Below are 16537 nucleotides of genomic sequence, written 5' to 3'. Positions count from 1 at the left end.
TAATCATTCACAAATCATGATAATAAAAGAGGGATCGCTTATGGAAATGAGACATGTTAAAACATTTTGCGCCATTGTGAAGTATGGTAATTTTTCTAAAGCTGCGCACGCGCTAGGTTATGCGCAATCTACTGTTACAGCACATATGAAAGCTTTAGAGAACGATTTACATATTCCTCTTTTCGATCGGTTAGGGAAAAAAGTGCTACTTACAAAAGCCGGTCATCAATTTCATCCTTATGCATTAGAATTACTTTCAATATATGAAAAAGCGCAAGAAATCCCCCAAAATACAGATTATTTAGAAGGTACATTAAGTATTACATCTAATGAATCATTAGCGGTATACCGATTACCACAATTATTACGTACTTACAAACAGAAAAATCCGAAAGTAAATATCGTACTTGAAACGAACACAAATGAACAAGCATTACAAAAATTACGTGAAGGAGAAACAGACGTTGTCTTCATAATTGGAGAAAGTATAGAACATAATGATTTTATTACGCGTACTTTTAGTAATGAAACATTTGGATGGATTTTACCAGCTTATTCCGCTGCACATACAAATCCATTCCAGTTATTACAGGAAACCCAGTTCATTTTTACAGAACAAAGCTGCGGCTATAGGACAATGGTAGATCGTTTTTTACGTCAAAGCGGAAATATTCCAGCTAAAACATTTGAAACTTCCAATGTTGAAGTCATTAAACAATCCGTCATGTGTGAGTTAGGCATTTCAATTCTTCCTTATATCGTTGTACAGGAAAGTTGTCAAAAAGAACAACTATGTTTTCAGCCTATCGAAACTCCATCCGTTATTCAAAGTCATGTAATCTATCATAAATCCAGATGGATTTCCCCGGTGTTACAGTCGTTTCTTTCCTTACTTGAACGAGATTAAGATATTAAGAAGTACATTTAAAAAGAGTAATTGCCTAATAAGCAATTACTCTCTTACATTAATTAGTATATTATTTATTAGTCTGTCCGCCACCTGCAATTAATTTACTACCTGAATATGTACCTTTGTTCATAAACAATTGATTAATTAATTCTTTTTGCTCAGCTTCCGACATTACTCCTTTTCCTTCTCCTAAATTCCCACTTTGTAATTTCCAAATCTTATTGTGATCCCCATCAACCTTTTCATATTTTCCTTGTTTCCATCGTTCTAAAATTTCTACATATGTACTTCCCTGTACAAGATCATTACTCTTTACAATATCAATTAAGCTTTCAATCCGCTCTTGTGTAATAAAAATATAACCCCACTTTTGATCAGCTTTCGCTTTTTGATGTGCCATTTCATGTAATGCTGTCTGTATGTTCTCATCTGTCCATTTAAAATTTTTATTAAAACCACTATTTGGCAATGAATAATTGCCATTCTCTAAAATCTTTGCATCTTCTGCTTTTACGTTACTATCAGCTAATACTTCTACTGCTGGAGCAGCTGGTGATGCCTTTTTCGCAGCTGGTTTACTATTATTTAAATAATGCAGCATACCATATGTTAAACCTACTCCGATTACCGCCATACCAGCTATAACACCTATTATTTTCAAAAATGTTTTCATCTCGCTTGTTTCCTCCCAAATATCTCTGTTCTGACTACCTAATTATTTCTTATATAAAAACTGTTACTTCATTCAAAATATCGCATCCCCTATCATATTATTTATATATACTTCCTCATATTGTATTTCTTTTTCTTTAAAATCGAAAGATTATTCTGTTAAATAATGAAAATATTCTACAAATTTTTCCTTTATATTTATAAAGAAACAAAAAACAACGAGCGTGTTCTACAACACTCGTTGTTTTTACTTTATGCACGATTTTCTTTTAACCACTTCGTAATCGCATCTAACCTCGAAACATCAAAACGTCTCTCTTCACACACATTCAAATTTTTTGAGTTTCTCACTATTTCTAATTCATTATTTCTTACACTTTTCGCCTCAATTAATTTACAATACCCATCTGTAACAGTATTTAAATTTTCATAATAACGCTGAAACGATTTTGATATATGTAAATGTTTTTCAAAGTTTCTTCTTCTTTTCGTCTCATCAGATACTTTCCGCTTTCTAAGTTCTTCATCGTTCGTATATAAATAAAAATATTGATCCGGAAAACCAATTTCCCTATTTATCATCTTTTCTTTATAAAAATTTTCTATTAAAGATAATGGCTGATTAAATATACCAAAATGAAAGCACCAATTATAACTAAGTGGTTGATATATATCCCCATCGAGTATTACTAATTCATATTGCTCTGACTTCTGAACAGCTATATTCCAGCGCTCAACTTGTTTTTCAAAATACCATGTTCTATGTTCATTTTTTGGCCTTTCAAATAAAGAATTCACTTCAGGTATTATATAAGCACCATAATTCTTTTCTAATTCACGGCACGTGGTACTTTTACCAACAGCGCTTGCTCCCTCAAATGCTATTATCCCCATAGTTTCCCCCTCTTTCATTAACTAAAATTTCGTTGTTTCGCTTTTCTTCCCCATAACTTTCTCCATAAAACAATTGAAGCAATAGTGAGCATGATTGTTGTAATGATACTACCTTCAATTCCGAACGTGCCTCCATGCAATGTTTCTGGTCCATTTGTTATAGACTTAAAAATTGGAGTAGAATATACAGTTGTGCCACTAACTGCAAAGCCATATACATTATATTGAGCCCAGTTCCAAATTGAGTGCCATGCACATATTCCCCACAGACCATCTTCTTTCAATACGTATAAAGCTGCGAAAACACCCACTAATATTATATTCGATATAGATAATATTGTAATTCCCGGATTAAGTAGATGAAGAAATCCAAATAAAAATGAAGTTACAATTATCCCAACCCATATACGACTTCTAACAGAAAGAACCGGGAATAACCAACCTCGTACAATAATTTCTTCCGTTGCCCCTTGTATTAAAAATGCAACTAGAGATCCTACTATTCCTACTATTACTGTTGAGGTAATATGTTGTACTTGCAATTTCACACTCCCCATTAATAATAGTAGAATAACTGGCGTTGAAATAAATACAAACCCTATTAACGCACCTTTTAAATACTTTCTCATCCATTTCTCTTTCCAAAAGCCAATGGATGAAAAAGGTCTTTTTTCTACAAAACGAACCCATATAAATAAAATAAATATAGCTCCGCCAAACGTTAACACCATTCTAACATTGTCATAAATACCTTTCATGAATATCGTTTCAGCTTTTGGTAAAAATAACATAAATAACATAAAAAGTTCGCCTAAAGTCAAAAATATAATGGCTAATATTACAGCAAAGACTGGATGCACCTTTTTTCTCCCTGCTTTTGCTGCTTCAATTATTATAAATGAATTATTTTTCACTTTCTTTTCTCCTTTTATAATATTTAACTACTACCAGTCAACAACCATATTTTACCATAAAAAATACAATATTAATATTTACTCTAAGTTTTTCTTACATGATTTTGCATAAATCCAAATTAGGAATAATATATAAATAAAAGAGGTGCCTTTGTGCCTTTACTATTATCACCCAGATTACTCAGTGGTATTACCAGCACTTGCTATTTCCAACCATTTGTTGTAAGATAGTAATTAAGGTCAATTTAACACTATATTTTCTTTGCATATTATCAAGTATCAATCAGGGACATTTTGTATTCCTTATGGGTTTTTGATAATATGTGAACTTTTATTTTCATTCAAATAAGGCCGATCATATTGTAATTTTTCTACTTTTAGGAGGCATTACCATGACATTAACAGGTAAAGTAAAATGGTTTAACAGCGAAAAAGGTTTCGGTTTCATCGAAGTTGCAGACGGTAACGATGTATTCGTTCACTTCTCAGCTATCACTGGCGACGGCTTCAAGTCTCTTGACGAAGGTCAAGAAGTTAGTTTCGAAGTTGAAGAAGGTAACCGCGGACCTCAAGCTAAAAACGTTGTAAAGCTATAATTCAAACAATAAAAAGGTTGTTACCAGCAAGGTTAACAACCTTTTTAATATATAACTAAAATTTTTTACATAAAAGGAGTGGTTACATGTATCGCAATCGAAAGAACGATGTAGCAGAAGTACCACCAGAACAAACCCCTGTTTGGGAATGTGAATCAGAGGATTGTTTAGGATGGATGAGAAAGAACTTTTCATTTGAAGAAGAGCCTAAATGCCCTTTATGTAAAAGTAGCATGAAAAGCGGAGAACGTTTATTACCTAAATTAGGTTAATTTATAATAAAAAAAACCTCTTTTAATTAAGAGGTTTTTTTTATTATAAATTTATGTCCTCAATATCAGTTCGTACTATAGAATACAATAATGCATCGTGTTGCTTATTTCCTTGATGAATATATCCACGCAATAGACCTTCCTTTTGGAAGCCAATTTTAGATAACATTCTACAAGAAGTATCATTTTCAGGATATGTAATAGCTCCAATTCTAAACAAACCTAAATCTTTAAATCCATAATCAATAATTTCTCGAGCTGCTTCCGAAGCGTAACCATTTCCCCAATAACGAGGATGCAGATCATATCCAATCTCAGATCGTTTACTCCATAATTGTAAATTGTTTAGTCCAATTGTTCCTATTAAAACGTTCGTTTCTTTTAACACAATTCCCCATCGTATTGCCTTTTTCTCAAAGTAATTTTTTGAAAAAGATTCGATCATACGTGAAGCTTGTCCAAACTCCGTAAAAGAATTCATACCGTAATAACACGTCACTTCATCCAATGAAAAGATTTCATATATTTTTTGACAATAAGATTGTTCTATTTCAACTAAACGTAAGCGTTCTGTTTCTAATATAGGAAATGCCATAGGATCACTCCTTTCTCTCTACTCATTCATTATATCAGAAAAAATATGTATAATTAGTAAAGTCCTTATTGTTCCATAAGTCAAACATTTCTAATGGCGCATTCCCTCTTTATTCTATATACACGAATTGGATACCTTCTGATTGCGACTCAAACATCACGCTATAATTTCCATAAATCAAATTTTAAATTATCAAGAACTGTAAAGAATTTGTTCCTTCATTTTTTCCTTCTAAATAACCACCCTAACCCATACATTTATGGTAAAATATAGTTAATCCATTTTACGCTATGGAGGTGTAAAAATCTATGTATATATTCATCGGCTTATCCCTCTTACTCATATTACTTATTTTTTTATTCGCAAAAAAATTCACACCAAACTCATTCATGATGACTAGCTTTAAAGGCAATAGCTTTAAGACATTTTCAATCGGTATTTTAATCGCTGCCATACTCTCACTTTCATATGGGACTTATCATGCAGTAACATATCAACCTAGTTATTTAGATATTAAATTAAAAAATCAAAACTATACTGTTTTCGGTAATGTAGGCGAATTCGGTTATTTCTCCGAAGAATTATTAAAAAAAGATACAGAAGTACAACTATATTTCGTCTCTTGGAAAACAATAAAGTTAAAAAATCCGGTAATACTTATAGAATATCCTTCAGGAAAACAAGAAACATGGAAGCCAAATATCGTATCAATACCGGTAAATAAATTACAAGAAAAACTTGATATAAAAGATATTTATCAACTATCACCGTATTCATTTAAAGAGTCTGGAGAAATAATATTAACAATAAAAGAAAACAATGCAAAAAACAATACAATTTCCATTCAAATAAAATAAATAAAAACTGTTCCTCCATTTTGCTGAAGGGACAGTTTTTATTTATTCTACAGTATTATTTATTTAATGTATCCATTATTTCATTGGCTATATTCTTTCCATTTCCAATACACGCACCAATTCCAACACCATAATATGAGGCACCAGCTAAATATACATTTGGATAAAGATTCGTCATTTTTTCTTGTAATGCTTGAACCGCTTGATTATGTTCTAAATGATATTTCGGCATTAAATCTTTCCAATTTGTAACTTCAACTACTTCTGGTTCACCTTTAATTCCGAGACTCTTTTCAATATCATATAAAGCGACTCGTACTAATTCTTCTTCACTGTAATTCTTGATTGTTTCATATACCGGATTGGTACTCTTATAAAACATTCTAACTAATAATTTTTGTTTACCCGATGTATGTTTCCACTTTCGACTTGTCCATGTACAAGCATCACAATGTAAATCACTGTTTTCCGTTACAATAAACCCCGTACCATCAGCTGGTAGTTGTTCATCTAGTATGTCAAATCCTAAATAAATACTTATAAGAGATGAGTTTTTAAATGTATTAAACTGCTCATTTAACTCATTAGACTGTAATAAAGTTTGTGCAATATCATGTGGAGCTGCTAAAACAACATAATCAGCTTGTATTGTTTCATGATTTGCAAAAGAAACCTCATATCGATCTTTTTGTTTACTTACAGCCGTCGTTATAGCACCTTTTTTTACGACAGTTTCAGTCAGCACTTCTTCTAAGCGATTAATTATCGTAGATAGTCCACCTTTAAATGATACGAATTTTTTATTTCCTGCTGATTGAAATTGTTTTTTATTCTCTTCAAAACCTTTAATAATACTTCCATACTTATTTTTATAATCCAGTAAATACGGTAATGTAGATGCCATTGTAAGCTCATTCAATTTACCAGAATATACACCTGAAAGCACAGGAGCAATTTGTCTTTCCACTAACTCTTTCCCTAAAAAGCTTTCTAAAAATAAAGCAAGTGATGTATCTTTCGTAAACTCTTTATTTTTCGTTATGAAATCTTTTAAAGCTACGATTTTCCCCTTCGTTGAGACTAGCGTACTGCTAAACAACGACTGGGCGCTCATCGGTATCCCAAATATAGTATCAGAAGGAATCGGATGTAACATGTTTTCAGAATATATGTAAGAAATACCCGTTTCATTATATACCATTTCATTTTCTAAATTTAAATCTTTTACAAGTGGCATAACGTGTTCATTACGAGCAACGATTGAATCCGCTCCTGACTCCATAATGAAATCCTTTTCTTCCACACTATGGATTTTACCACCTAAATACTCTTCTTTCTCAATAAGAATTAAATTTAAATCGATATTATAATCCTTTTTTAATTTTTCTAAATAAAACATAGTAGAAAGTCCCGTTATACCTCCACCGATAACAACAACTGTTTTCATATGTGCTGCGCTCCTAACCGATACAATTAATAATTCCTTTTTATTATAACCAAAAGTCCTTATATTCGACTAGCAAGTTGCGCATTCTGTAAGAAATTAGACAATATATTTTAATATATTTTCAAATTACCTAATAAAAAAGAACTATAACATTTACAAACCCCGTCATAGTTCTCTTTATTTTAAAAACATAAAGTAATTGATTAATTTGTCTAGTTCTTGACTCAATGCCAATACTTTTTCATGTTGAATTCCATAATCCGATACTAAATATAAAAGTTCTTCTTTTTTTATTTCAATTACTTTTTCCAATTTCGCTAGTTCCATGTCGTTTTACATCTCTCCAAAAATAAAATGTATGTATTTCAGTATAGCCTACTTACATAATTAGTAAAAGTAAAATACGCATGTAAAATCTTACATATTTGAAAAAATAATATACTACTAACAAAAAAAGAAACTAGATTAAACATCCTTTTACAGATCATTAACGTTCATTAAGAATGAATAACATAACGGAATTTTTCTAATGTGATATCTTTATAATTTGGAGCTCTCTGTATATGATTAAAATAACTATATGAGAATTTAAATACATGACCAAAATCCCAATCGAATTCACTATAGTCTTTTATCCAAAATATATTTTCAGTTGGTAAAATATTTGCACGTTTAGATTGAATTAAAGGTAATCGATCTATAGGTGAGTGTAAAGTTATTTCCGTATTCAGCTTGAGCTTTTGGCTAGCTCTTAGTACGTATACTAGTTTTAACAGCGGACGTATCCCTCGTTGAAATATATCTATATGTCCTAAATCGTACATTATATTAATTGCGTGAGAGTATGTAAGCAAATGCCCAATTAAATCATGATGTGATTCCGCTCGATAAATACTATTAAATTTCGATAACTCATTTAAAATGAACTGAGATACTTGTGTTGGATTACTCAATTCACTTTGTATCTCCTCTTCAAAACTTAATTGTTTTACTTCTTTCGTCGTATAACCAATCCACGATCTACCTGGAATTGTTTTTCGAAATGATAAAATAAGAGTAGTAATCCCTTCAATTGCTTGATTATCACCCCATTTTTGTAGCTCTTTCATAGCTAATAAACTTAATGACGCATAAATGACGTTATGCCCCACCCAATGAAGCTCATCAATCGTTTGTTCTAAAGATTTTATAATCATATTTTCCGCAATTTTAAAATCTATTTCTTTTTTATCATCAATCATCTCACCAATTTTTTTCTTGTTCAGCATCATCCTTGTTTGCGAATACATATTACGAGCTGTTTCTTCATCAATATTATTATCCTTCATAAAAAAATAACTAGCAATTGCAGCTGCTCCAAAATGTGCATGCCAAATATCATTTGTTTCTTTTTTACATTGAGAAATAATTGAAAGACCGCCTTTCAAAATACTTTTTTCCATTTTCTTTCTCCCCTATTAAAAATCACTATATTTTCATCCTAAAGATGGTGTCAGTACAAATAAAATGTGATTCGATTCATCACTTTTATTCAAAAATCGATGCTTCACATTCGGTGGAATACGTACAACATCGCCTTCTTCTAAAAAATATTCTTTTCCCTCCAATTCCACATACACTTCCCCTTTCATAATAACAGCAATCTCTTCCTTATCTTCATGGGAATAATGGCTTTCTGTTGTGTTTGCTCGTTTATTTAAATCCATCATTAACATTTCAATACGTGCTTTCATAAAATCAGGTGTTAATACATCATATACAATGTGATCATTGTTTTCCCGATATACTTTTTTTCGATCTTTTTTCTTAGAAATGAGCGAATCTGTATCGATATCGTTAATAAAAAGTGTAAACAGCGGTACATTTAATGCTTTTGCAATTAACTCCAAAACATTTAAAGAAGGATTAGCATGTCCTCTTTCAATTTGGCTAATTAGTGATGTACTAATTCCTGCATAATCAGCGAATTCACGAATTGTCATATTATTTTTCTTACGATAACTTAATACTGTTTGTCCAAGCCTATCATGTATCATAGTAAAACTTCCTTTCATCCATCATAATGCATATTTCATTGTCTTTGTGCTGACATACTAAACAAAGGCAAATAATCCTTTCCTATTATCTCCGGGACTTATATACTTACCTTTGTACATTATATCGTATTAAGTTCATTATAATAAACATTCTATCGGAGGGACAAACTTTGAAATCACCTATTCTTTCATATTGCATCTTATTTTTTGGTGTATTCGCCTTATCAACTTCAGCTATTTTTGTAAAATTGGCAGATGCTCCTGCGACAATCATTGCTTTTTACCGATTATTCTTTGCCACACTGATCCTGTTACCGTTATTACTATTTAATAAAAATAGTCGAAATGAGCTAAAAACTTTAATGAAAAAACAATGGGCACTTGGATTCGTATCTGGGCTATTTTTAGCTGCACATTATGTACTATGGTTTGAATCATTACAATATACTTCTGTAGCAAGCTCTACAGTTATCGTAACGTTACAACCTTTGTTCTCAATGATTGGTGGTTATTTTTTATTTAAGGAAAGATTTACGAAAGGAGCGGTTATTGGTTGCCTCATCGCTATTTCAGGTAGTATCATCATTGGCTGGCAAGATTTCCAAATTAGTGGAGAAGCTTTATATGGAGATATTTTAGCATTTATTGCTGCCGGTATCATTACTGCTTATTTTTTCATTAGCCAACACGTTCGTAAAGATTTGTCACTTATACCCTATTCAGTAATTAGTTATGGAAGTAGTGCTGGCTTTCTTGGCATATTTGCTTTCACGCAACAAGAATCTTTCATCCATTACTCTACACAAACTTGGTTGTGCTTTATTGGATTAGCTTTCATTGCTACAATTTTAGGACAAACCATTTTTAATTGGTTATTAAAATGGATGAGTGCTACTGTAATTTCAATGAGTATTTTAGGTGAAACAATTGGCACTTGTATACTAGCGTACTTTATATTACATGAGACCATTTCTTTACAACAAGGACTAGGAATTACCGTTATTTTTATTGGTTTAGTATTATTTTTATTGCAGCCAAGTTCTAATAAAAAAGCATGACGTATGCTGTCATGCTTTTAACTATTCATTATGTACAATTAAACCATTCGGTCTAAAACGACTCATCATAATTTCATTAATAAACTTTCCATGAGCTTTCAAATTCCCTATCTTTACTCCCTCTTCTACAAATCCAAATTTTTCATATAAAACTTTTGCTTTTGGATTCGTTTCTAATACACCTAGTTCTACTCTCTCTAACATTAACCAATTATCAGCCAAATCAAGCATCTTCGTAAGAAGTGCTCTCCCAATTCCTTTATTATGATATTCACTGTCTACCCCAATGAATAAATCGCCTGAATGAGATCTTCGGCCCGGACTTTGTGTTAAACCTACAAACCCAACAACTTCTCCATCATATTCTGCAACAAATTCAAATTGATTTGGTGCTAAATTTCGAATTCTATTTTCCATAGCCTCTACACGCATGCTAGGTAAGAAAACCATATACGGTAAAACGTCATCCTGTATACATATACGATGAATTGCTCTAGCATCTTGTATTTCTACTGCTCTAACGTTGATTCCCATCTTTCTCTCCTCCATATAAATAACAATATATTTGTGTGTATTCTAGAAACGTTCACGAATGACCTTCTCGCCCGGATTTCTTTATGTCATTTTTACATAATTATTTCGATATAATACTTAATTTCCAAAAAGATTAAAGACTATATGATATGGATTTGGTTAACTTTTCACCTTGTTATATAAATCAAGCAAATTTTCAATCAGAATACCATTTAGTTTCATGCCGACTATATCACAATTTTCTATTTCAATATTTTTCAGATTACTATTACTTATAGTGCTACATTCCAAATCACATTTATCGAATACAATAGGTTCCTTCTCATCTCCGAGACTTGTATTTTTAAATTGCACTCCACCTAAAGTCACCAAATTAAATTTACTGCCAGAAAGATTTAAATCTGCATATGATGACCTTCTAAAATTTATATTTCTAAACTTGGATTGACTTACATTACAATTACTCATATTCATATTCATTATATTGCTACCAACAAATGAACTGTTTTTTAAATTCACTTGATAATACTCTGTATTTGCTAAATTACAGTTTTCGTATTGACTATTTTTCATATCTTTATTTGTAACTACACTCGCTTTGTTTGAGCTTGTTTTTATTCTTTTCACGTAACAATACTCATCTTCCGATTCAAAAATCATTTGGTAACCCATCTTTTTATAAAAGTGATGATTGTTAATTTGTCTACTAGATGTTTCGAGATCCCAAATCTTTATGTTCGGATATTCCTTTTCTATTAATTTCATAACATGTGATCCAATTCCTTTTCCTTGATAAACAGGATCTACAAAAATACGATCAATTCGACCGTACGACTTACCAGAAATCGTAACTATTATCCCTCCGATTATTTCTTTATCCATTACAACTTTGAAAGAATCCAATTCTTCAATGGAATATTCCATCATTTCAACTGAAGAATATCCTGGCGGTTGAATGTTATAATCAATGACATCATCTTGGCCATATAGCCATTGTTTTGCTTCTGCATCAAATGTTCTTTTCATTATTTCTGTTAATTTCTCAGCATCTAAAATTGTAGCTTTTTCTATAGATATTTTCGTCATTTTCGTTTTCCCCTTCATTATTACAAACCAACCATTTTTGTGAATGGCATAATTATCAATTCACTTTTGTTTTTAATGCTTTTCCCATTATTACATATGGAACATCATTTTTACTTGGATGAAATGGTTCTAATACATTTACCCAATCTAATCTTTCATATAACGAACGTGCTTTTTCATTGTTTATTTGTGTTGTTAAAACACTCGTTCTATTTGGAATCCCTTCTATTGAGACTCCCACGACTAAAGTCGCAAGCCCTAATCCTTACGGATTGACGGGTGGGATTCTTGAATGACTAAACGTTCGCAGTCCATTTCTGTTTTGAACAGACTTCAAGATGAGGGCATCTCATTGCCCCTCCTAAGACAGTGCGTATAGCATCTTAGGCTGATTGACTGTTACCATCAATCACAGTTGCGTAGCGAATATTCATCGCCCCAACAATATCACGATGTTTCTCAAATCCACATCGGCACTTGTATTTTCTGTCTGGTGCTTTGTTCTTTTCAGAACATTTCGGACATGTTTGACTTGTATAAGCAGGTTTCACATATTCTACCTTAATACCAACTAAATTCGCTTTGTATTCAATGAATTGTGCTAAACGATAGAATGACCAAGTGTGTAGATTTTTCTCGTTTTTACGGCTTGTTCTTGCCGTCTGTCTAATATTCGTTAGTTGTTCTAAACGAATAACAGAAATGTTATTATCAGTTGCAAAGTCAATGATTTCACGACTTACTTTGTGGTCTTGGTCTTGCATCCATCTTTGTTCTTTATCATCAAGTTGTCGAATGGCATTTAATTTCTTATTTTCACCTAACTTCTTACGAACACTACGAAACTTACGTTTCATATATTTGTTTTGTCTACCATTGCCGAAGAAACGAACTTTCTCATCGTCTGTGATGGCTACCGCAGGGACTTTAAGACCTAAATCTACCCCTAAAATCTTCGTTCCTGTTTTTTCATTTGTAGGAATTGTGACAGATATTTGAGCAATCCACTTATTAGATTTCTTCGTGATACGAAGTGTACCTAACTTGTGTGTTAACAAATTAAAATTGCGATTATATTTATCAGTTAATAAAGCACGAACCTTTAAGCGAGTTGATTTTCCATTTACCATGAGTGGAACTGAAATGTGCGTGAAGTCAAACGAATAGTTTTGATTGTTCCATACACAAACAGGTCTCTTTAGAATCGGAATAACTTTGTATTTACTTTTTTTCACCTTTGTAGAAAACACACTTTTAGCGTCTTTAATTGCTTGGTTCTTCACTGCGCTTGGAAGATTCGCTTCAACATCTTTTGTACTTTTCTTAGTGCTCTTCTTCGCTTCAGCCATTTCAGATACAAGTGTATTAATGACTTTGATATACTCATAGCTACTTTGTTCCAATAACTGAATTTGTTCTTTTGTTGGAAGCAATTTAACTTTGACTGTGATTGTTTGTGACACAATTTTCACCCCCTCGTCTTTTGATTTTCAACATACTGTTTAATTGTCTCAGTCGATACATTTCCAGCAGTAGAAACAAAATAGGAACGTGTCCATAGACTTGGCAAGTGTTGAAGATGAGGAAACTCTCCTCTCAAACGCTTCGATGTCACTCCTTTAATTTTCGCCATTGTGTCAGCAGGACTAAGTGTTGGTAGTGTATTTAAGAACAAGTGAACGTGGTCTTTGTCGCATTCCATTGCGACAATAGCAACATCCATTTCTCCGCATATTTCTTGAACCAACTCTTTGAAACGTTCTTCTACTTTTGTGTTAAGAAAAATTTTTCTTCTGTATCGCGGGCAAAACACAAAATGGTAGCTAATTAATGACACAGTTGTTTTGGTTCTTCTATAATCATTTATCATATTCACATTGTATCAGTTTTACTTTTAAACTACACCACAAAAGATACCAATATTTTGGATACTTAAAGTACCACAAACTTAGCGATTTTTAGTGGTACTCCGTATCCAACCTCACTTTCATCCCATGCCTAAAGGCGATGGGCTTTCCCGTTCGGAAAGGGCTGTAAGAATCAATTCACATATTTCTGGAAATCCATCCACATACTATAGATAAATCAAATGAAATTTGGAGGATACATACATGAATAACAAAAATATGAATAAAAAAGAAAATGTTACTGAAAACACTACATCTATTCAAAATAATAATACTGCAAATCTTACTATCGAAGAACAAGCAATGAACGGCTTATACGGAATGCCCGAAACAACAATTGAAGATGCTGATCACGCTGCAGCTGATGATTTAACTTCAAAAAATTAATTAACTACATTGAAAAAAGCCAAGGAAAATATCCTTGGCTTTTTTAACTATGCATCCACCTTTTGTATTTCTTCACTCTTTCTTGAAAGTTTACCTGGCCAAAAAGCAAATCGGCCTAACACAACTGTAATTGCGGGTACAAGTAACGGTCTTACGATAAATGTATCTAGTAATACGCCAATTGCAGTTACAATACCAAATTGAACTAATACTTGAATTGGAAGTGTACCTAACACTGCAAAAGTTCCTGCTAAAATTAAACCTGCCGATGTAATAACACTACCTGTTTGTATTACACCATTTTTTACTGCATCCAAGTGATTTTGTGTCTTTCTGTTTTTCCATATTTCTGAAACCATAAAGATATTATAATCTTCACCTAAAGCAACTAAAAATACGAATGCGTACAACGGTATCGCACCTTGAATGGCCGGCGCACCCATACCGTAATGAAGTAATATCCATCCTGCTCCTAACGCTGAGAAGAATGATAAGACAACAGTTACAATTAAATAAATCATCGCAACAACCGATCGTAAGTAGACAAGTAATAGTAAAGCGATAATGCTAATCATTACTGGAATAATTACTGATTCATCACGTTCCGTAATTTGCTTTGTATCATATAATGAAGCTGTTTCCCCACCAATCCATAATTGATCTTTAGCATTACTAATCCCAGCATCTTTTAATACTTTTTCTACACTGCTTTTCAATTTAGGAATTTGATCTAACGCTTCAATTGAGTATGGATTTTCCGCTAAAGAAACTTCATACATTTGTATTTGCTTATTTTCTTTTCCCTCTTTTGGCTCTTTTACTGTATTTACGAAAGAAAATTTCTCTAGTTCTTGTTTAATAGGAAGCTCTTTTCCTTTCGTATCAACAACAACTTTTATTGGTGCTAGTTCACCAGCTGAGAAATGATCACTAATTAACGTAAACCCTTCACGAGAAGGCATATCCTTTGGAAACGACTCTAATAAGTCATATGTGTATTGAATACGTGGTACGAATGAAGCCAATCCGCCTAATACAAATACAGTTAGCATAATTATTGTCCATGGTCTTCGTACTACAATATCTCCAAGTTTTTTACTAAAGGAGCCTTTTGATTTTTTAACTTTTACAGCCCTCTTTTTCTTTCTTGCAAACTCCTCATTCATTGAATTTGTTCTCGGTATAAACGGGAAAAATGCAATTCTACCGAAAATTAATAATAGTGCTGGTAAAATCGTTAAAGCCGCGATTCCCATTATAAATACAGCAACACTAAATGGTACTGCAAATCGATGAAAGGCACCATAATGAGCAAGTAGTAATGTTCCTAATCCAAGTACAACAGTTAACGCACTCATTATTATTGCACCGCCAGATGCTTTAATCGCAAGTTGCAATGCTTTATATTTACTTTCTTCTTCTAACAAGTACTCTCTATATCTCGAAATTAAAAATAGACAATAGTCCGTTCCAGCGCCAAACAATAATACTGTCATAATTGATATCGCTTGGGCATCTACTTTAATCCATCCGTGATCAGCTAAAAAACCGAGTGTAGGACTAATAATACCGTATGCAAAGCCAACAACAAGTATAGGTAAAATCGCTAAAATTGGTGAACGATACAGTAAAATTAACAAAACTAACACTAGTAGTACAGTAGCCACTAACAATTTCACATCTGCTTGACTAAATAAACTAACTGCATCCGTTTGAATACCTACAGGTCCTGATAATCGAACATGTAAACCAGATTCACTTATTTTTTGTTTAAATGGATCTTCATCCACCTTACTATTCACTATTTTTCTAAACTCTTCAAGATTCCCTTTTAATATATCCGTACCAGCAGATTTATTAAAAAATACCGGTGTAACAAATGATGTACCATCTTTTGACGCACTTTTTGATAATACTTGCTCTGGAATTGTATCAAATGGTGGTAACGTTGATTGTTCTTTTAAAGGACTAGATTTTAACTCTTTATAGACATCTTGTATGAGTTTATAATCCTGTGACTGTAATCCACCATCTCTATACCATACTACTAATAAAGGATTCCCTGCATTATTCGGAAACTCTTTTTTCATAAGTGCTTCCGCTTGCTGCGACATAGCTGTTTCGGGTAAATTTTTCGGGTTCGGTTCTTTCGTACTATTTACTTGTGGTAACGTAAATGAAAGTAATAATGTAATAAGAATCCATACCGATAAAGTGATCCATTGCGTATTTTTACCTGCTACAAGCCTCCCTAACATATGTAACGGGTGCTTTTTCATAAAAAACCCACCTTTCTTTTTTCCTCCACTATTAATTATATATACTGGTCGGTTAATTAATCAAGAATGAATAAAAATTATGTTATAATTATC

The 16537-nt window shown here is 32.4% G+C and carries 19 protein-coding genes and 1 pseudogene; 6 read left to right on the top strand and 14 right to left on the bottom strand.

The window, feature by feature from the left end; genetic code table 11:
* Positions 1 to 40 precede the first annotated feature (40 nt).
* A complete protein-coding gene (locus BLT20_RS09530; RefSeq protein WP_000425898.1) occupies positions 41 to 907 on the top strand; it encodes a LysR family transcriptional regulator in 867 nt (288 codons plus the stop codon).
* A gap of 70 nt (positions 908 to 977) precedes the next feature.
* On the opposite strand, the gene BLT20_RS09525 is transcribed toward BLT20_RS09530, so the two are convergent.
* From BLT20_RS09525 to BLT20_RS09515, 3 genes are all read right to left on the bottom strand, one after another.
* Positions 978 to 1583: a PRK06770 family protein gene (locus BLT20_RS09525; RefSeq protein ID WP_000846977.1), complete on the bottom strand. Its 606-nt coding sequence runs from the start codon at positions 1581 to 1583 to the stop codon at positions 978 to 980.
* Between the two features lie 251 nt (positions 1584 to 1834).
* On the bottom strand, positions 1835 to 2494 hold the full coding sequence (locus BLT20_RS09520; protein ID WP_002025777.1) for a nucleoside/nucleotide kinase family protein: 660 nt from the start codon (positions 2492 to 2494) through the stop codon (positions 1835 to 1837).
* Positions 2494 to 3390, bottom strand: coding sequence for a CPBP family intramembrane glutamic endopeptidase (locus BLT20_RS09515; RefSeq protein WP_000794822.1), 897 nt, complete (start codon positions 3388 to 3390; stop codon positions 2494 to 2496). The genes BLT20_RS09520 and BLT20_RS09515 overlap by 1 nt, the downstream gene beginning before the upstream one ends.
* A 392-nt stretch (positions 3391 to 3782) precedes the next feature.
* Here BLT20_RS09515 and cspD point away from each other — a divergent pair, with 392 nt between their 5' ends.
* Both cspD and BLT20_RS09505 read left to right on the top strand, forming a co-directional pair.
* A complete protein-coding gene (gene cspD, locus BLT20_RS09510; protein ID WP_000176366.1) occupies positions 3783 to 3986 on the top strand; it encodes a cold-shock protein CspD in 204 nt (67 codons plus the stop codon).
* 86 nt (positions 3987 to 4072) lie between these two features.
* Complete coding sequence (locus tag BLT20_RS09505) at positions 4073 to 4258, top strand: cold-shock protein (RefSeq protein WP_000286203.1); 186 nt, start codon at positions 4073 to 4075, stop codon at positions 4256 to 4258.
* Between the two features lie 43 nt (positions 4259 to 4301).
* Here the strand turns inward: BLT20_RS09505 and BLT20_RS09500 are convergent, their stop codons facing one another.
* Positions 4302 to 4853: a GNAT family N-acetyltransferase gene (locus BLT20_RS09500; protein ID WP_000885396.1), complete on the bottom strand. Its 552-nt coding sequence runs from the start codon at positions 4851 to 4853 to the stop codon at positions 4302 to 4304.
* Between the two features lie 308 nt (positions 4854 to 5161).
* Between BLT20_RS09500 and BLT20_RS09495 the strand changes: the two genes are divergently transcribed.
* Positions 5162 to 5710 (top strand): hypothetical protein, encoded by a 549-nt coding sequence (locus BLT20_RS09495; RefSeq protein WP_000275239.1) that lies wholly within the window; start codon positions 5162 to 5164, stop codon positions 5708 to 5710.
* A gap of 55 nt (positions 5711 to 5765) precedes the next feature.
* Here BLT20_RS09495 and BLT20_RS09490 read toward each other — a convergent pair whose 3' ends face one another.
* The 4 genes from BLT20_RS09490 to BLT20_RS09475 all read right to left on the bottom strand — a co-directional run bounded on the left by BLT20_RS09490 (position 5766) and on the right by BLT20_RS09475 (position 9193).
* Complete coding sequence (locus tag BLT20_RS09490) at positions 5766 to 7157, bottom strand: protoporphyrinogen oxidase (protein WP_000860353.1); 1392 nt, start codon at positions 7155 to 7157, stop codon at positions 5766 to 5768.
* Between the two features lie 177 nt (positions 7158 to 7334).
* The gene (locus BLT20_RS09485) at positions 7335 to 7484 is read right to left on the bottom strand and encodes an aspartyl-phosphate phosphatase Spo0E family protein (protein WP_000417698.1); all 150 of its coding nucleotides are present in this window, start codon (positions 7482 to 7484) and stop codon (positions 7335 to 7337) included.
* 170 nt (positions 7485 to 7654) lie between these two features.
* The gene (locus BLT20_RS09480; protein ID WP_000415694.1) at positions 7655 to 8599 is read right to left on the bottom strand and encodes a hypothetical protein; all 945 of its coding nucleotides are present in this window, start codon (positions 8597 to 8599) and stop codon (positions 7655 to 7657) included.
* A gap of 33 nt (positions 8600 to 8632) precedes the next feature.
* Positions 8633 to 9193 carry a helix-turn-helix domain-containing protein gene (locus tag BLT20_RS09475; RefSeq protein ID WP_000581031.1) on the bottom strand — a complete coding sequence of 187 codons (561 nt, stop codon included), beginning with the start codon at positions 9191 to 9193 and terminating at the stop codon, positions 8633 to 8635.
* Between the two features lie 170 nt (positions 9194 to 9363).
* On the opposite strand from BLT20_RS09475, the gene BLT20_RS09470 reads away from it, so the two are divergent.
* Positions 9364 to 10251, top strand: coding sequence for a DMT family transporter (locus tag BLT20_RS09470; protein ID WP_000841796.1), 888 nt, complete (start codon positions 9364 to 9366; stop codon positions 10249 to 10251).
* 21 nt (positions 10252 to 10272) lie between these two features.
* On the opposite strand, the gene BLT20_RS09465 is transcribed toward BLT20_RS09470, so the two are convergent.
* From BLT20_RS09465 to tnpA, 5 genes and pseudogenes are all read right to left on the bottom strand, one after another.
* On the bottom strand, positions 10273 to 10785 hold the full coding sequence (locus BLT20_RS09465) for a GNAT family N-acetyltransferase (protein ID WP_000512620.1): 513 nt from the start codon (positions 10783 to 10785) through the stop codon (positions 10273 to 10275).
* A gap of 159 nt (positions 10786 to 10944) precedes the next feature.
* Positions 10945 to 11889 (bottom strand): GNAT family N-acetyltransferase, encoded by a 945-nt coding sequence (locus BLT20_RS09460; protein WP_002025754.1) that lies wholly within the window; start codon positions 11887 to 11889, stop codon positions 10945 to 10947.
* Between the two features lie 37 nt (positions 11890 to 11926).
* Positions 11927 to 12183 (bottom strand): annotated as a pseudogene (locus BLT20_RS09455) (GNAT family N-acetyltransferase); the annotation flags it as partial.
* A 71-nt stretch (positions 12184 to 12254) separates the two neighbouring features.
* Entirely contained in the window at positions 12255 to 13334 is a 1080-nt protein-coding gene (locus BLT20_RS09450; protein ID WP_000084146.1) for an RNA-guided endonuclease TnpB family protein, read from the bottom strand.
* A 5-nt stretch (positions 13335 to 13339) separates the two neighbouring features.
* Positions 13340 to 13741: an IS200/IS605 family transposase gene (gene tnpA / locus BLT20_RS09445; RefSeq protein ID WP_000606466.1), complete on the bottom strand. Its 402-nt coding sequence runs from the start codon at positions 13739 to 13741 to the stop codon at positions 13340 to 13342.
* 241 nt (positions 13742 to 13982) lie between these two features.
* Between tnpA and BLT20_RS09440 the strand changes: the two genes are divergently transcribed.
* Positions 13983 to 14165 carry a DUF4021 domain-containing protein gene (locus tag BLT20_RS09440; protein WP_001060657.1) on the top strand — a complete coding sequence of 61 codons (183 nt, stop codon included), beginning with the start codon at positions 13983 to 13985 and terminating at the stop codon, positions 14163 to 14165.
* Positions 14166 to 14212: 47 nt separating this feature from the next.
* On the opposite strand, the gene BLT20_RS09435 is transcribed toward BLT20_RS09440, so the two are convergent.
* Positions 14213 to 16444: an MMPL family transporter gene (locus BLT20_RS09435; protein WP_000716563.1), complete on the bottom strand. Its 2232-nt coding sequence runs from the start codon at positions 16442 to 16444 to the stop codon at positions 14213 to 14215.
* Positions 16445 to 16537: the final 93 nt, after the last annotated feature.

Source organism: Bacillus sp. cl96 (assembly GCF_900100505.1).
Taxonomy (GTDB): Bacteria; Bacillota; Bacilli; order Bacillales; family Bacillaceae_G; genus Bacillus_A; species Bacillus_A cereus.
The sequence above is the reverse complement of the archived record's forward strand: the minus strand, read 5'-3'. Positions and strand labels throughout refer to the sequence as shown.

Excerpts from the sequence above, each read along its gene's own strand:
- BLT20_RS09530 (WP_000425898.1), top strand. The coding sequence starts at position 41 with ATGGAAATGAGACATGTTAAAACATTTTGCGCCATTGTGAAGTATGGT.
- BLT20_RS09525 (WP_000846977.1), bottom strand. The coding sequence starts at position 1,583 with ATGAAAACATTTTTGAAAATAATAGGTGTTATAGCTGGTATGGCGGTA.
- BLT20_RS09520 (WP_002025777.1), bottom strand. The coding sequence starts at position 2,494 with ATGAAAGAGGGGGAAACTATGGGGATAATAGCATTTGAGGGAGCAAGC.
- cspD (WP_000176366.1), top strand. The coding sequence starts at position 3,783 with ATGACATTAACAGGTAAAGTAAAATGGTTTAACAGCGAAAAAGGTTTC.
- BLT20_RS09505 (WP_000286203.1), top strand. The coding sequence starts at position 4,073 with ATGTATCGCAATCGAAAGAACGATGTAGCAGAAGTACCACCAGAACAA.
- BLT20_RS09500 (WP_000885396.1), bottom strand. The coding sequence starts at position 4,853 with ATGGCATTTCCTATATTAGAAACAGAACGCTTACGTTTAGTTGAAATA.
- BLT20_RS09495 (WP_000275239.1), top strand. The coding sequence starts at position 5,162 with ATGTATATATTCATCGGCTTATCCCTCTTACTCATATTACTTATTTTT.
- BLT20_RS09490 (WP_000860353.1), bottom strand. The coding sequence starts at position 7,157 with ATGAAAACAGTTGTTGTTATCGGTGGAGGTATAACGGGACTTTCTACT.
- BLT20_RS09485 (WP_000417698.1), bottom strand. The coding sequence starts at position 7,484 with ATGGAACTAGCGAAATTGGAAAAAGTAATTGAAATAAAAAAAGAAGAA.
- BLT20_RS09480 (WP_000415694.1), bottom strand. The coding sequence starts at position 8,599 with ATGGAAAAAAGTATTTTGAAAGGCGGTCTTTCAATTATTTCTCAATGT.
- BLT20_RS09475 (WP_000581031.1), bottom strand. The coding sequence starts at position 9,193 with ATGATACATGATAGGCTTGGACAAACAGTATTAAGTTATCGTAAGAAA.
- BLT20_RS09465 (WP_000512620.1), bottom strand. The coding sequence starts at position 10,785 with ATGGGAATCAACGTTAGAGCAGTAGAAATACAAGATGCTAGAGCAATT.
- BLT20_RS09460 (WP_002025754.1), bottom strand. The coding sequence starts at position 11,889 with ATGAAGGGGAAAACGAAAATGACGAAAATATCTATAGAAAAAGCTACA.
- tnpA (WP_000606466.1), bottom strand. The coding sequence starts at position 13,741 with ATGATAAATGATTATAGAAGAACCAAAACAACTGTGTCATTAATTAGC.
- BLT20_RS09440 (WP_001060657.1), top strand. The coding sequence starts at position 13,983 with ATGAATAACAAAAATATGAATAAAAAAGAAAATGTTACTGAAAACACT.
- BLT20_RS09435 (WP_000716563.1), bottom strand. The coding sequence starts at position 16,444 with ATGAAAAAGCACCCGTTACATATGTTAGGGAGGCTTGTAGCAGGTAAA.